The sequence below is a fragment of the Mesorhizobium sp. BH1-1-4 genome (assembly GCF_020165665.1).
Taxonomy (GTDB): domain Bacteria; phylum Pseudomonadota; class Alphaproteobacteria; order Rhizobiales; family Rhizobiaceae; genus Mesorhizobium.
Genome location: NZ_JAIUIN010000026.1, coordinates 21,707 through 36,827 on the forward strand (window position 1 = coordinate 21,707; position 15,121 = coordinate 36,827).

The window sequence follows — 15,121 nt, forward strand, 5'->3', positions numbered from 1 at the left end:
TTGACTTTTCGTCTGCTACGCAGACCACTCCTCACCTTCCCGTATAGTGACGGGGAGAAGGGAGAAGCTCCGGCGCTGACGCCTCCCTCTCCCCGTTCTTCACGGGGAGAGGGTAAGGGTGAGGGGCAGCGCCGACGACGTTTGACATGGTGCCCATGAAGAAGATTCTGATCCTCGGCGGCACAACAGAAGCCCGCCAATTGGCGGGAAAACTGGTGGAGGACTTCCTCGTCACGCTTTCGCTGGCCGGCCGCACCGAAAGCCCCGTGGCGCAAGGCGTGCCCGTGCGAAGTGGAGGATTTGGCGGCGCCGATGGCCTGGCCGCTTATCTCCGTGAAACGGACACGGGGCTGCTGATCGATGCCACGCATCCCTACGCGGCGCGAATCTCCGCCAATGCGGCAATTGCCGCGCGCAAAACCAGCGTGCCGATCCTTGCCTTGCGGCGCCCGGGGTGGGACGCCGTTGAAGGCGACGGCTGGCTCGAGGTTGACAGTGTCGCCGACGCGGCGCGGGCGCTTGGCGATGTGCCGCGCCGTGTGTTTCTGGCGCTTGGCCGCCAGGAGGTCGCCGCCTTCGAGGCAGCGCCCCAGCACCATTATCTCATCCGCAGCGTCGATCCGGTCGAGCCGAAGCTGGGTGTGCCCGACGCCGACTATCTGCTGGCGCGCGGACCGTTTGGTGAGACCGATGAGCGCATGTTGCTCGAAAAGCATCACATAGACGTCGTGGTGTCGAAGAACAGCGGCGGCGCGGCGACATACGGCAAGATTGCCGCGGCGAGGGCGCTCGGCATCGAGGTTGTCATGGTGCGCAGGCCTGATTTGCCGGAGGTGCCTTCGGCTGAAACCGTCGAAGCGTTGGCCGCGATGGTGTGTCATTTTGTGGAGCCCGACGCCGAGCGCGGCGTGTAGACCAGCGCCGGCTTGTCGCCGCGCTTGATGATGCGGGTTTCCGGCGAACCGATGATGATGCAGGTCGCCATGTCGGCCTTTTCGGCGTCGACGTCGGCCAGCAGGAACACCTCGATGCGCTCGTCCGGGCGGCCGGCGGCGCGGCCAAAGATCACCGGCGTCGTGCCGGGCAGGATGGCGGACAGGCATTCGAAGGCGCGGCCAAGCTGCCAGGGACGCGCCTTGCTGATCGGGTTGTAGAGCGCGATAACGAAGCCGGCGCCGGCCGCCGCCAGCAGACGCAGCTCGATCAGATCCCAGGGCTTCAGATTGTCGGACAGCGAAATGGCGCAGAAGTCGTGGCCGAGCGGCGCGCCGATGCGGGCGGCGACCGCCAGCATGGCGGTGACTCCCGGCACGACGGTGACATCGACCGCGCGCCATTCGGCCGGACCGGCCTCGATCGCCTCGCAGACGGCGGCGGCCATGGCGAAGACGCCGGGATCGCCGCCGGACACCACGGCGACATCGTGGCCCTCGGCGGCCTTGACCAAGGCGTCCTTGGAGCGGGCGAGCTCCTCGCGGTTGTCGGAGGCGACGCGGGTCTGGTCGGGGCGCAGGTCAAGCCGGTCGAGATAAGGCTTGTAGCCGTAGAAGAATTTCGCCTCGGCGACAGCGCGGCTGGCTTGCGGCGTGACCTGGTCGGCATTGCCGGGGCCGAGGCCGATGACGGTAAGACGGCCGCTCATGCCTGCGCTCCCGGCTTGCCGGACCAGCCGGCGACCAGCACGATGGCGAAATAGGGCGCCTTGTCATCCGGCTTGTCGGCGAGCCGCATCGAAACGCTGCCGGCCATGGTGCCGCGTTCGACATAGACGGCGCGCGTCAGCTTGCCGGTCGCCTCCAGCGCGCGCCTGATCTTGGGCAGATTGCGGCCGACCTTCATGATGACGGCGGCATCGGTGTCGGCGAGGCGCCGGGTCAGCTCGAACTCGCTCATCGTGCCCGGCAGAACGGTCAGCACGTCGTCGCCCTGGACGATCGGCACCCCGGTCTGCGACCAGCAGCCGGACATGGCGGTGATACCGGGGATGACCTCGGTCGGAAAGCGATGGGAGAGGCGCACATGCAGATGCATGTAGGAGCCGTAGAACAGTGGATCGCCCTCGGACAGGACGGCCACCATTTTGCCGGCGTCGAGGTGCTCGGCGACTCTCTTGGCCGACTCCTCGTAGAAACCCGCGATCTGCGAGCGGTAGTCGTCGTGATCCTTGTCGATCTCGGTAGTCACGGGATAGAGCAGCGGCAGTTCCAGCATGTCGGGCCGGAAGCGCGCCTCGACGATGGCGCGCGCGTTGCTGTTGTTGCCGCGCTTGGCGAAATAGGCCACGACATCGGCCTCGGCTAGGACGCGCGCGGCCTTCAGCGTCAACAATTCTGGATCGCCGGGACCGGTACCGACACCGACGAGGCGGCCTTTGGGAAGCGCGTTCACAGGCCGGGCCTCGCCAGCGAATTGAGCGCGGCGGCGGTCATGGCGCTGCCGCCGAGCCTGCCGCGCACGATGGCGTAGGGCACGCCGTAGGAATTCTCGGCCAGCGCATCCTTGGATTCGGCGGCGCCGACAAAACCGACCGGCATGCCGATGATGGCCGCCGGCTTGGGCGCGCCATCGCGCAGCTTCTCCAGGAGGTAGAAGAGCGCGGTCGGCGCATTGCCGATCGCGACGACCGAACCGGCCATGCGCTCGCCCCACAGGTCGATCGCGGCGGCGGAGCGGGTGTTGCCGATCTCGCTCGCGATGTCGTGCGTGCGCTGGTCGCGCAAGGTGCAGATCACCTCATTGCCGGCCGGCAGGCGGGCGCGGGTGACGCCATGGGAGACCATTTCCGCGTCGCAGAAGATCGGCGCGCCGTCGGCAAGCGCTTTGCGCGCGGCGACGACGAAATCGGGGGAGAAGACAAAATTCCTGGCGGCTTCGACCTGGCCGCAGGCATGGATCATGCGGATGGCGACATCGGCCTCGGCCTCCGAGAAGCGCGAGAGATCGGCCTCGGCGCGGATGATGGCGAAGGAGCGCTCGTAGATCGCGTTGCCGTCATGGATGTAGTCGTAGGCGGCCATGCTCATTCCTGTTGATAGGTCTCGGCGATGCCGGCCGTGCCCAGCCTTGTCAGGCAAGCGGCGGCGGTTTCGCCTTGATGTCGTGCGCTGCGGATCATTGCCGCGACGCGACCGAAGCCGCGCGCGGCGTCATAGCCCGGCCTGTAGCCGGCAGGAAGGGCCTTCGCCGTCGCGTTCACGACAAGTCCGGCTCCGTTTTCGCCGCCGACGATGGTCAGCGCCGCCGGACCGGGATGCGCGCAGCCCTTGGCGCAGCCGGAAATGTGCAGGGTGAAGTGAAGGATATCAGTGTTTTCAGCGGCGATCGTCTCGGCGATGTCACGGGTGGCGATGCGGCCGGAGGCGCAGGCCGGCGTGCCGGGACAGGCCGCGATGCGGGTGCGCGGATCGGCGGGGGAGGTCACGAAGCCGAGGGCGGTGGCTGTGTCTTGCAGGGGTTGGTTGGCGGCTGATGGCTGGCCAAGGAAGAGCATGGCGCGGCCCGGGGCGAGGCGGATTTCGGTGGTGCCTACGGAGAGGGCGCTTTTTGCGACGGCGATGATTTTGTCCGCTGGCATGCTGCCATAGGGGAGGCCGATGCCGAGATTGGAGACGTCGCCGGCCAAGGGGAAAAGGCCGATAGGTTTGCGCGAGGCGCCCCCCTCTGTCCTGCCGGACATCTCCCCCTCAAGGGGGGAGATTACGTGGTCGCCGACGGTTTCGCCAATTTCCGGTGTCGCTAAAGAAAATCCGGCGTCGAAGCTGCCGATCTCCCCCCTAGAGGGGGAGATGTCCGGCAGGACAGAGGGGGGCGCCTCGCGCAAATTTGTCAGGCATAGCCAACCCGCCAGGGACACCAACTGCCTCTCCGACAAATCCCTTGCGTGAGCCTCGCGGCCTTTCTCGGCGATCATCCTTAGAGCCGCGACGGCTATATCACGAGCCACACCTTCATCAGCAACCGCGAGCAGCCTTGCATTCCGCCCGTCACCGGCAACCGACACCCGCCACCGGATTCCCGCATCGGTGCTCACCGCAACAAGCCGCATGTCCGCCGTCACCGCGTCCAGCGTCAGTTGTCCGCCGCCGTCGACGATCACCGAAACCTTCGGCCCCAGCCGCTGTGTCAACCCGGCTTCATCGATGGCCACCCTGATTCGCTCAGCCAGCGGTCGCGGGTCGGCGATCTCCTGAGGGTCAATGCCTGCCAGCGGGCCGGTCTCGACCGGCACGCCGGTGCGCACCGCGATTCCCAATGCATCGATCTCCGCCGCCAGCAAGGCAGCGCTTTCCGTCGTCAGCCCGCGTATCTGCAGGCTGCCGCGCGCCGTCACTTCCATGATGCCGTTGCCGTGCCGCAAGGCGGATTCGGCGATCCCGATCAACAGCTTCGGCGACAACCCTCCAGAAGATGGGCCACCATCCACCGGATTGAGCCGCACCAGCAGGCCGTCGCCTGTCTGCATCGGCGCCGACAGAGCAGGGCAGGCACCACGGCGCGAGAAGGCGTTCATGCCGCCACCCCGAGCGCGTTGGCTTCGGCAATCAGCGCGGCGAGATCGTCGTCGATGGAATTGCGCAAGGGATGCCAGAGGCCACGCCGGCGCGCCGAGAGAAAACGCTCGGCGATGACTTTGGCGGCGGCGGGATTTTCGCGCAAGATGAAGGCGCGGACCTCAGGATCGCCGAGATAGGCATCGTGCACGGCCTCGATCAGCGCGCCCGGAATGGCATGGGTGGTTTCGGCGAAGCCGACCAGCCGGTCGACCGTTTCGGCGAATTCGGAGGCGCCGCGCGGGCCGTGGCGCATTTGGCCTGAGATGAAGCGGGCGTTGACGGCGCGGGCGCGCACCACCCGCGAGACAGCCTCGCCGACCGAGCGCGGCTTCGGTTTTTGCGGATCGGTGGTGTCGAGCACGATGACGTCGGCGTTCCTGCCGAGTGCGGCCAGGGCGGCCGAAAAGCCGCCGATGAAGGCGACGTCGGCCGAGCCCTCGAGAATGTCGCGGCCGGGATCGTCGCCGGTGTGGACGAGAAGGTCGGCTTCGGCGATGCGGCCTTCAAACGCTCCGGGCGCCGAGACGCCTTCGCCGCCGGCGCCGCCATAGGCATGCGAGGTGGCGTCGAGATAGGCGCGGCCGATCTCTTCGCGCGCACCCCAGTCGCCGCCCGACAGCAAATCCTCGACGCCGGCGCCGTACGTGCCGGGCGAGGTGCCGAAGATGCGCGGGCTGACCTTGCCGTCGGCACGGGTTTTTGCCGCGAGCGGGTTTTCCGAATCGTCCTCGTCGCGTGCGGCGACGGCGTTGGCGGCGGCGTCGATCAGGGCGATCTGGGTCGGGAACATGTCGCGGAACAGGCCTGAGATGCGCCAGGTGACATCGACGCGCGCACGGCCGAGCGTGGCCGGCGGCAACACCTCGATGCCAGTGATGCGCCCCGTGGCAGTGTCCCATTGCGGCCGGCAGCCCATCAGCGCCAGGCCTTGCGCGATCTCCTCGCCGCCGGTGCGCAGCGAGGCCGAGCCCCAGAGATCGATGACCAGCGAACGCGGCCAGTCGCCATGCGATTGCAGGTAGGCCCGCACCACTTCTTCCGCCGCCGCTTTGCCCAGGTCGTAGGCGGTCGGCGTCGGCATGGTGCGCGGGTCCGAGGTGAACAGATTGCGGCCGGTTGGAAGCACGTCCGAGCGGCCCCGTGCGGGAGCGCCGGCCGGGCCGGCCTTGACGTGACGGCCATCGAGCGCGGCGAGCAGTGCCGACTTCTCGGCTTCCGCGCTTTGGCGGCGTATGGCGTCGGGTTCGTCCCCGGGCACGCGGCCGTAGATATGCAGTCCATCCTTGATGGCGAAATCCTTGAGATCGCAGAGCCAGGCATCGATGCGGCGCAGCGCTTCGTCGGGTGCGTCGGTTTTCGCGACGCCGGCTTCGGAAGCGAGGCCCGTCTTTTGCGCGGTGTCGACGATCAGCCTGGCGAGACGGTCGCGGCGGCGGCGGTCGAGGCCGTCGGCCTGGGCGTATTCATCGACCAGGCGTTCGAGCTTGTGCTGGTTTTCGTCCAACCCCGCGCCTGTCAGCGGCGGTGGCAGATGGCCAAGGGTGACGGCGGCGATGCGGCGCTTGGCCTGTGCTGCCTCGCCGGGGTTGGAGACGATGAAGGGATAGATGACCGGCAGGGAGCCGGTGACGATTTCGGGGAAGCAGTTTTGCGAAAGCGCGACGGTCTTGCCCGGCAGCCATTCCAGCGTGCCGTGGGCGCCGACATGGATTAAGGCATGGACGCCGAGCGATCTGCGCAGCCACACGCCAAAGGCGATCAGCGCGTGGCGTGGAGGGAGCGTCGGGTCGTGATAGTCGGCGCGGCGGTCGGCGGAACGGCCGCGATCAGGGGCGAGGGCGACAGTGATGTTGCCGAAGGTGGCGGCGCGGAAGGGGAAGTGTTTTTTGCTTGATAGCGAAGGTCTGCGCGAGGCGCCCCCCTCTGTCCTGCCGGACATCTCCCCCTCAAGGGGGGAGATCAGCAGCTTCGCTGGCGGCGCTCCACTTTCAACGTTTGGGATTGGCGAAATCGGCGATGACAGCTCAATCTCCCCCCTTGAGGGGGAGATGTCCGGCAGGACAGAGGGGGGCGCCTCGCGCAATCCTGTCTCGTCATCGGCCTTTCCCCAAGCGGCTTCTACTGGAGCAATTGCCACTATCGGCAACTCCGTAGAGAAGGCCAAATAATCCTCCAGCCCCAGCCCGCCTTGGCTCCGCTCCAGCGCATCCAGCAATTCACGCGGCGTTTGCGGAATCTCTCCAACCACATAGCCCTGTTCGCTCAAGTCGTGCAGCATGGCCAACACACTCGACGGCACATCGAGGCCAACGGCATAGCCGGTGCGGCCAGGAGCGCTGGGATAATCGGGAATGAGGATGGCGAGCTTGCGCTCGGCACGGGGCGTCTCCTGAAGGCGTATGAAAGCCGCCACACGCCCCGCCACCTGCGCCACGCGATCCGGCTCCGGCCGGTTGGCCAGCGCGCGATGGCCAAGTGCGGGATCGACATCGCTCTCGCCCTTGAAGGAAATGGCACCGGCAAGGATGCGGCCGTCGAGTTCGGGCAGCACGACATGCATGGCGAGGTCGGCGGGCGCCAGGCCGCGCTGGTTGTTTTCCCAGACATCGCGGCGCGTGGTGGCGACGATGACCTGGAAGACGGGCACGCCAGCGCGGTCGAACAGGGTTTCGACGCCGGGCTCGGCACCGGAGGCGAAAGCGGTCGCGGTGATGATGGCGGCGGGTTTCAGCGAGGCGAGGGCATTTTCGACAAAGGCCAGGGACACCGGGTCTTTCAGGCTGGAGACGAAGATGGGAATCGGGAGCATGCCGCGTTGCTCCAAAGCTTCAAAAAGAGCGTCTATGGGTGCGACATCGGCTGCAAGCAGCATCGATCGGTAGAAAAGAATTGGGACGACGGGAGCGCCGACCATTGAAAGGTCCGGCTTCTCCACGACCCCCAATCCAGACTGATAGTAACCGGCCTTCGGCACACTGACCGGACTGGCGACCGACGTGTCCTGTCCAGCCAGGCCTGCCAGCCTGTGCACCAGCGCGCTCATATTGGCCGGGCCGCCTTCGCGGAAATAGCCGAGAAGGCTGTCGAGGTCGGCGCGCGGCAGCGTCGAGGATTCGATCAACCTGAGATCCTCGTCGTGGCTTTCACCGGGAAGCAGCGCCAGTTTGATGCCGCGTTCGCGGGCAATCGCGGCGAGCTGGTCGCAACCATAACGCCACCAGTCGTAGCCGCCGAGGATGCGCACCAGGATGATCCTGGCGTGGCGGGCCACACTGTCGATCCACAGGTCGACGGACATGGGATGGCGCAGGTCGCGCAGTGACGCGAGCCGCATCGAGGGCAGGCGATCGGCTTGCGCCTTCCATGCCGCCGCCAGTCCGGCGAGATCGCTGTCGGTGAAGGACAGGGCCACGATATCCGCCGGCGTCTGCCGGAGATCGACAGGCTCGGCGAGGTCGTCGAGCGAGGCGGAGGTCGTGGTGAGGATGTGCATCGCGGTCCGTGTCTGAAATCAGCCGGCGAGGATACGTTCGATCGCCGGACGGTTCAGCCCCTTGAGGCCGATGACGACGAGGCGCGAGCGGCGGTCGTCATCAGCCGTCCAGGCACGGTCATAGTAATGATTGACGCGCGGGCCGACGGCCTGCAGCAGGAGCCGCATCGGCTTGCCGCCGACCTCGACGAAACCCTTCACACGGAGGACGTTTTCCTGTTCGGCGGCCTCTGTGACGCGCTTGGCCAGTTCGTCCGGATTGGCGATCGAGGGGATGTCGACGATGAAGGTGTCGAAATCATCGTGCTCATGATCGAACGCGCCGTCATGATGCGACTTGCGGTTCTCGATGTCGTCCTCGACGGCAAGACCAAGCCCGAGCAGCACCGAGGGATCGACCTTGCCATGAGACGTCGGCACGATCTTCACGGCGCGGGCGGAATGCTCGTTGACGATGGCGTTGGCGCGGGCCGAACCGGCGGCATCCATCAGGTCGCTCTTCGACAGGATGATCAGGTCGGCGCAGGCGATCTGGTCCTCGAACACTTCCTCGACCGGATCGTCATGGTCGAGGCTGTCATCCCCGGCGCGCTGCGCCTGCAGGGCGTCCATGTCGTTGGCGACGCGGCCCTCGGCAAGTGCGGGACCGTCGACCACGGCGATGACGCCGTCGACGGTCACCCGGCTCTTCACCGTAGGCCACTGGAAAGCCTGAACCAGAGGCTTGGGGAGAGCGAGACCGGAGGTTTCGATCAGGATGTGGTCGACCTTCGGCGTCAGCGACAGGATCTGGTCGAGCGCCGGCACGAAATCGTCGGCGACGGTGCAGCAGATGCAGCCATTGGCCAGTTCGACGATGTTTTCCTCGGGGCAGGTGTCGATGCCGCACCCTTTGAGGATTTCGCCATCGATGCCGATGTCGCCGAACTCGTTGACGATGATGGCAATGCGCTTGCCGCCGGCATTTTCCAGGAGATGGCGAACCAGTGTCGTCTTGCCGGCGCCGAGGAAGCCGGTAACGACGGTGCAGGGAACGCGGGAGAGATTGCCGGCCGAATTTGGAGCGGTCATGTCAAGTCCTTCAGCATGTCGAGAGGAGGGATGCGGGCAACGAGGCCACGCTTGAGGCTATCGGGCCGGCCCCGCCAGGGAATGAGGCCGTCGGTCGAGGTGGCGAAGAGCTTGGCGCCGGTGACGAGATCGGCGCCGCTGGTTGTGGTCAGGTCGCCGAACACATAGCTCCAGCAGCCGTCGCGCAGGATCGCGGCGCTCAGCCGGCGCTTGCAATTGCCGAGGCATTCGACCGTGCGGATGCGGATGTTCTCGCCCGAGGCGGCCTGGCGCGTGTCTTCCGCCAAAATTTCGCCGGCCCGGGGATTGGCGTCGGAGCCGGTCTCGTCGCGGCACGAGGCGCAGACGATGACGGTCACGCCGGCCAGGGAATCACCCTCGCCGGACAAAACGTCTGTTGTTTCAGCCGAAAAACTGCTGTCGCGATCCAAATCAGGCTCCTTGCCCGGAAAACCCGCCGGGCGATCGGATTCTTGCATTCCAGACGGCAGGTCTCCTGGCTCGCGGGTCATCGCCTTGGGTAGCCGCCTTCCCGGGACAATCCCAGTGGCTTTCGGCCTTGGCTCTTCGCTTACAGTTGCGGGGACAGCCGCGGATTTGGGTTTTCAGCCCGCACCGCATTCCCTCTTGGCTCCTCCCTTTGCTGAGAGGAGACCGTCTGGATCGGATTTAGGCTCTTGCGGGCAGCGGTGTCAACGCGAGCTTACGACACCGTGATGTCGGCCAGCGCCGGGCCCAGATCGCCGGCAGGCGTCACCTCCATGCGTTCGAGGCCTAGCCAGCCCTGCATCTGCTTCAATTCCTCGAAGAGCTGAGCCGCCGTCTCTGGCGGTGCGCCGGGCTCGGCATAAGCCGCGTGGACGCGCAGGACACTGGCCGGCCGGTCAGCCTTGAGGTCGACGCGCGCCACGATCCTGTCGCCAAGCAGGAAGGGCAGGACATAGTAGCCATATTGGCGCTTGTCAGCCGGCGTGTAGATTTCGATGCGGTAGTGGAAATCGAACAGCCGTTCCGAGCGCGAGCGCTCGAAGACGACCGGATCGAACGGCGCCAGCAGGGCGCGGGCCTCGATCTTGCGCGGCATACGGGCGTCCTTGTGAAGGTAAGCCGGCTTGTCCCAGCCCTCGACACGGACCGGCAGCAAGTCGCCGAGTTCGACCAGTTCCTCCAGCCGGCCTTTCATATCGGCCGGCGACAGGCGGAAATAGTCGCGCAGGTCGCCCGATGTCGCCACGCCATGGGCGCGGGCGGAGATGCGCAGCAATTCGCGGTGCGCGTCCTCGGCCGCCGGCACCGGCAGGTCGAGGATCGCCTGCGGCAGCACGCGTTCCGGCAGGTCATAGAAGCGCTCGAAACCGCGTCGGTGCGCCGTGGTGATGCGGCCGGCCCAGAACAGCCATTCGAAGGCGTGCTTGGCGTGGCTCCAGCCCCACCAGCCGCCGGAGCCTTTCTGGCCTTCGAGCGCCGAAGCGGCGATCGGCCCGCGCTCGACGACCTCGCGGTAGATCTCTTCTATATAGGCGGCGTGCTCGCGGCCCCATTTGGCCAGCCCCAGATACATTTCGTCGCCTTGCTCGGCGCGCCGCATGCGCCAGCGCATCAGTGGGTAGGTCTCGACCGGCAGGAAGGAGGCCTCGTGCGCCCAGTATTCGAACACGGTGCGCTTGCGCGTCACGGCGGCGTTGTCGAGCAAGGCGAGGGGATAGGGGCCAAGACGCGAATAGAGCGGCATGTAATGTGCGCGCACCACCGCACTGACGGAATCGATCTGCAGCAGGCCGGTGCGGGACAGAACGCGGGCGAAATGGCGGCGGTCGGGCGTGCCGGCGGGGCGGGGGTCGAGAAACCCCTGCGCGGCGAGCGCGATGCGCCGGGCGGTGGCAAGCGAGATCTTTTCCTTCATGCAGGCGTCACTCTGAGGGTGCTTTGACAAAGATGTGATGGGGTGATTCCAGCCCATGCTAGCAGGGTTTTGGTGGCAATCCTGTCAGGAGAGAAAAGTGGAGTAAAAAGCGAAGGAAATCAAACAGGAGCGTATGAGACCAGTTTCTCCCGGAATGCCGTCCAGCTCGTTGTTTTGAACAAGGTTTGACTTGCTTCGCTGGAAGTGCTGCGCTAACCCTCGCCGCGTTGCAGCATAGGCCCCCTTAAAACGGTTCAGCGGTTAATCTGTCACGCTTCCGCATTAAGGTTCGGTGCTGTAGTCAAAGTGGATTGGCGCCAACGGAAAGCCGCTGCATGAACGCACTTCTCAGTTCGTACCTGCCCATCGTCCTGTTTATCGGCGTGGCACTGGTCGTCGGCCTGGCGCTGCTGGTCGCGCCGTTCCTGGTGGCCTACCGCAACCCGGATCCCGAAAAGCTTTCCGCCTACGAGTGCGGTTTCAACTCGTTCGACGACGCCCGCATGAAATTCGACATCCGCTTCTACCTGGTGTCGATCCTGTTCATTATATTCGACCTGGAAGTCGCCTTCCTCTTCCCCTGGGCAGTGTCCTTCTCGAAGATCGGCATGCTCGGTTTCTGGTCAATGATGGTTTTTTTGGCAGTGCTGACCATCGGCTTTGCCTATGAATGGAAAAAAGGAGCGCTGGAATGGGATTGAACGACAGTTCAGGCACCCTCGTCGCGCCGAAGCCCAAAGGTATTATCGATCCCAACACCGGCAGGCCGGTGGGGGAGGACGATCCCTTCTTCCTCGAAATCAACAATGAGCTTGCCGACAAGGGTTTTCTGGTCACCTCGACCGAGGCGCTGATCACCTGGGCGCGCAGCGGCTCGCTCATGTTCATGACCTTCGGTCTGGCGTGCTGCGCGGTCGAGATGATCCACACCTCGATGCCGCGTTACGATTCAGAGCGGTTCGGTGTCGCGCCGCGCGCGTCTCCGCGCCAGTCCGACATCATGATCGTCGCCGGCACGCTGACCAACAAGATGGCGCCGGCGCTGCGCAAGGTCTACGACCAGATGCCGGAGCCGCGCTACGTCATCTCGATGGGTTCGTGCGCCAATGGCGGCGGCTACTATCACTATTCCTATTCGGTGGTGCGCGGCTGCGACCGGGTCGTGCCGGTGGACATCTACGTGCCCGGCTGCCCGCCGAGTGCCGAAGCCCTGCTCTACGGCATTCTTCTCCTGCAGAAGAAGATTCGCCGCACCGGCACGATCGAACGGTAAATCCATGGCCGCATCCCTTAGCGAACTGTCGACCTATCTCGGCGAGAAGCTGCCTGGGCGCTTCAGTGACGCTGTGCTCGCTTATGGCGAGCTTACCGTTCACGTCGAGCCGGAAAACCTGATCGAGGTGATGGCCTTCCTGCGCGACGATGCGCGCTGCCAGTTCATCTCGATCATCGATGTCTGCGGTGCCGACTATCCGTCGCGGGCCAAGCGCTTCGACGTCGTCTATCACCTGCTTTCGCCGAAGCAGAATGTTCGCATTCGCATCAAGGTGCAGGCCGACGAGGAGACGATGGTGCCTTCGATCACCGGCGTCTATCCCGGCGCCGATTGGTTCGAGCGCGAAACTTACGATCTCTATGGCGTGCTGTTCTCGGGCCATCCGGACCTGCGCCGCCTGCTGACCGACTACGGTTTCGAAGGCCATCCGCTGCGCAAGGATTTCCCGCTCACCGGTTTCGTCGAAGTGCGTTACGACGACGAAGCCAAGCGCGTCATCTACGAGCCTGTGGAACTGAAGCAGGAATTCCGCAATTTCGATTTTCTGTCCCCATGGGAAGGCACGGATTACGTGCTGCCAGGGGATGAGAAGGCAAAGCAGTAATGGCTGAAACCTCCGTTCGCAACTTTAACATCAATTTCGGACCTCAGCACCCTGCCGCGCATGGTGTTCTGAGGCTGGTTCTGGAGTTGGACGGCGAAGTGGTCGATCGGGTCGATCCGCATATCGGGCTCTTGCATCGCGGTACGGAAAAGCTGATCGAGGCAAAAACCTATCTGCAGGCGGTGCCTTACCTCGACCGGCTCGACTATTGCGCGCCGATGAACCAGGAGCACGCCTTTGCCTTGGCGGCCGAGCGCCTGCTCGGCATCGAGGTGCCGAGGCGCGGCCAGCTGATCCGCGTGCTCTATTGCGAGATCGGCCGCATCATGTCGCACATTCTCAATGTGACGACGCAGGCAATGGACGTCGGCGCGCTGACGCCGCCGCTGTGGGGCTTCGTCGAGCGCGAAAAGCTGATGGTGTTCTATGAGCGCGCCTCCGGCTCGCGCATGCACGCCGCCTATTTCCGCCCCGGCGGCGTCCACCAGGATCTGCCGCGCCAGCTGGTCGAGGATATCGGCAAGTGGATCGATCCATTCCTGAAGTCGATCGACGATCTCGACAAGCTGCTCACCGGCAACCGCATCTTCAAGCAGCGCAATGTCGATATCGGCATCGTTTCGCTGGAAGATGCTTGGGCCTGGGGCTTTTCGGGCGTCATGGTGCGCGGCTCGGGTTCGCCATGGGACCTGCGCAAGTCGCAGCCCTATGAATGCTATTCGGAGATGGATTTCGACATCCCGATCGGCAAGAACGGCGACTGCTACGACCGTTACCTCGTTCGCATGGAAGAAATGCGCCAGTCGGCCAGGATCATGCGCCAGTGCGTCGATCTCCTGCTCGGCAAGGAAAGCACCGGCCCGGTGTCGAACCTCGACGGCAAGGTGGTGCCGCCCAAACGCCAGGCGATGAAGCGCTCGATGGAAGCGCTGATCCACCATTTCAAGCTCTACACCGAGGGCTATCGCGTGCCGGCCGGCGAGGTCTATGCGGCGGTCGAGGCGCCGAAGGGCGAGTTCGGCGTCTATCTCGTCTCCGACGGCACCAACAAGCCGTACCGCTGCAAGCTGCGCGCGCCGGGTTTCGCGCATCTGCAAGCCATGGATTTCCTGTGCCGCGGCCACATGCTGGCCGACGTCACCGCCGTTCTTGGCTCCCTCGACATCGTGTTTGGTGAGGTCGATCGCTAAATGTCAGTCCGCCGTCTCGCAGAAGCCAGCGTCCAGCCAGCGTCCTTCGCCTTCAACAAGGCGAATGCGGCGGCGGCCAAGCAGTGGATCAAGAAATATCCGAAGGGGCGCGAGCAGTCGGCGATCATTCCGCTGCTGATGATAGCGCAGGAGCAGGAAGGCTGGGTCACCAAGGCGGCGATCGAGACGATTTCGGACATGCTCGGCATGCCGCGTATTCGCGGTCTCGAGGTCGCGACCTTCTACACGCAGTACCAGCTCAATCCCGTCGGCACCCGCGCGCATATCCAGGTCTGCGGCACCACGCCCTGCATGCTGCGCGGCTCGGAAGCGCTGATGGATGTGTGCCGCTCGAAAATCCACCACGACCAGTTCCACACCAACGACAAGGGCACCTTGTCGTGGGAGGAGGTCGAGTGCCTCGGCGCCTGCGTCAACGCGCCGATGGTCATGGTGTTCAAGGATACGTTCGAGGATCTGACGCCGGAACGGCTGGCCGAAATCATCGATCTCTACGATGCCGGCAAGGGCGCTTCGGTGGCGCCGGGGCCGCAGAACGGCCGCACCGGCTCGGAGCCGGCCTCCGGCCTCACCACGCTGAAGAGTGAAAAGGCGATCCTCAAATCGACCCGCGATCGGGAAGCCCGGGAAGCGGCCAGGGCCGCCAAGGCGGCGCCAGACGCGATCATCGCCGCGCCAGTGCCGGCACCGGCGGCCCCCGCCGCGCCAGCCGCGCCCGGTCCGGTCGCTCCGTCAAAATCCAGCAGGCCAAAGACCGCAGCGCCGGAGACCAACCCGACGTTGAAGACGCCGTCGCCGGCCAAGGTCGCGCCGGTCACCGAGAGCGCTGCCAGCGTTGCGGCACCACTCCACTCGGCCGCCAACGCCAACAAGGCCGCTCCTGAGGTCGAGGCGACTCCAAAGCAACGCAGTGGACCGAAGAACCGGGCCGAACCGGGCAGCGCCTTCAAGGCGCCGGAGACCAAGCAGCCTGCCGCCAAGCCGACCAAGAAGCCGGTCTGAGGGACGAA

General features: G+C 65.2%; 13 protein-coding genes, 1 pseudogene and 1 riboswitch. Of the genes and pseudogenes, 6 read left to right on the plus strand and 8 right to left on the minus strand.

Going from position 1 to position 15,121, the window contains the following annotated elements; translation table 11 throughout:
* Positions 1-155: 155 nt before the first annotated feature.
* Positions 156-914, plus strand: coding sequence for a cobalt-precorrin-6A reductase (locus LB569_RS27860; RefSeq protein ID WP_224694889.1), 759 nt, complete (start codon positions 156-158; stop codon positions 912-914).
* On the opposite strand, the gene LB569_RS27865 is transcribed toward LB569_RS27860, so the two are convergent.
* The 8 genes from LB569_RS27865 to LB569_RS27900 form a co-directional block, all read right to left on the minus strand.
* A complete protein-coding gene (locus LB569_RS27865; protein WP_224694890.1) occupies positions 878-1,642 on the minus strand; it encodes a precorrin-3B C(17)-methyltransferase in 765 nt (254 codons plus the stop codon). The two genes, LB569_RS27860 and LB569_RS27865, sit on opposite strands and share 37 nt — an antisense overlap.
* Entirely contained in the window at positions 1,639-2,388 is a 750-nt protein-coding gene (locus LB569_RS27870) for a precorrin-2 C(20)-methyltransferase (RefSeq protein WP_140701789.1), read from the minus strand. Before LB569_RS27870 ends, LB569_RS27865 begins: the two co-directional genes overlap by 4 nt.
* Positions 2,385-3,017: a precorrin-8X methylmutase gene (locus LB569_RS27875; protein WP_140701788.1), complete on the minus strand. Its 633-nt coding sequence runs from the start codon at positions 3,015-3,017 to the stop codon at positions 2,385-2,387. The genes LB569_RS27870 and LB569_RS27875 overlap by 4 nt, the downstream gene beginning before the upstream one ends.
* 2 nt (positions 3,018-3,019) lie before the next feature.
* Positions 3,020-4,510: a precorrin-3B synthase gene (cobG, locus tag LB569_RS27880; protein WP_224694891.1), complete on the minus strand. Its 1,491-nt coding sequence runs from the start codon at positions 4,508-4,510 to the stop codon at positions 3,020-3,022.
* Positions 4,507-8,046 (minus strand): cobaltochelatase subunit CobN, encoded by a 3,540-nt coding sequence (locus LB569_RS27885; protein ID WP_224694892.1) that lies wholly within the window; start codon positions 8,044-8,046, stop codon positions 4,507-4,509. The genes cobG and LB569_RS27885 overlap by 4 nt, the downstream gene beginning before the upstream one ends.
* Positions 8,047-8,064: 18 nt before the next feature.
* Complete coding sequence (gene cobW, locus LB569_RS27890) at positions 8,065-9,117, minus strand: cobalamin biosynthesis protein CobW (RefSeq protein WP_224694893.1); 1,053 nt, start codon at positions 9,115-9,117, stop codon at positions 8,065-8,067.
* A complete protein-coding gene (locus tag LB569_RS27895; RefSeq protein WP_224694894.1) occupies positions 9,114-9,548 on the minus strand; it encodes a DUF1636 family protein in 435 nt (144 codons plus the stop codon). Before LB569_RS27895 ends, cobW begins: the two co-directional genes overlap by 4 nt.
* A 37-nt stretch (positions 9,549-9,585) precedes the next feature.
* Positions 9,586-9,791, minus strand: a riboswitch (cobalamin riboswitch).
* A gap of 29 nt (positions 9,792-9,820) precedes the next feature.
* On the minus strand, positions 9,821-11,020 hold the full coding sequence (locus LB569_RS27900; protein WP_140701783.1) for a winged helix-turn-helix domain-containing protein: 1,200 nt from the start codon (positions 11,018-11,020) through the stop codon (positions 9,821-9,823).
* 335 nt (positions 11,021-11,355) lie between these two features.
* On the opposite strand from LB569_RS27900, the gene LB569_RS27905 reads away from it, so the two are divergent.
* From LB569_RS27905 to nuoE, 5 genes and pseudogenes are all read left to right on the plus strand, one after another.
* Positions 11,356-11,721 (plus strand): NADH-quinone oxidoreductase subunit A, encoded by a 366-nt coding sequence (locus LB569_RS27905; protein WP_006335683.1) that lies wholly within the window; start codon positions 11,356-11,358, stop codon positions 11,719-11,721.
* On the plus strand, positions 11,712-12,293 hold the full coding sequence (locus LB569_RS27910) for a NuoB/complex I 20 kDa subunit family protein (RefSeq protein ID WP_015317338.1): 582 nt from the start codon (positions 11,712-11,714) through the stop codon (positions 12,291-12,293). The genes LB569_RS27905 and LB569_RS27910 overlap by 10 nt, the downstream gene beginning before the upstream one ends.
* 4 nt (positions 12,294-12,297) lie before the next feature.
* Entirely contained in the window at positions 12,298-12,900 is a 603-nt protein-coding gene (locus LB569_RS27915; protein ID WP_224694895.1) for an NADH-quinone oxidoreductase subunit C, read from the plus strand.
* Positions 12,900-14,090 (plus strand): NADH-quinone oxidoreductase subunit D, encoded by a 1,191-nt coding sequence (locus LB569_RS27920; protein WP_224540138.1) that lies wholly within the window; start codon positions 12,900-12,902, stop codon positions 14,088-14,090. The genes LB569_RS27915 and LB569_RS27920 overlap by 1 nt, the downstream gene beginning before the upstream one ends.
* Positions 14,091-15,101, plus strand: a pseudogene (nuoE, locus tag LB569_RS27925) (NADH-quinone oxidoreductase subunit NuoE); the annotation flags it as partial.
* Positions 15,102-15,121 lie beyond the last annotated feature (20 nt).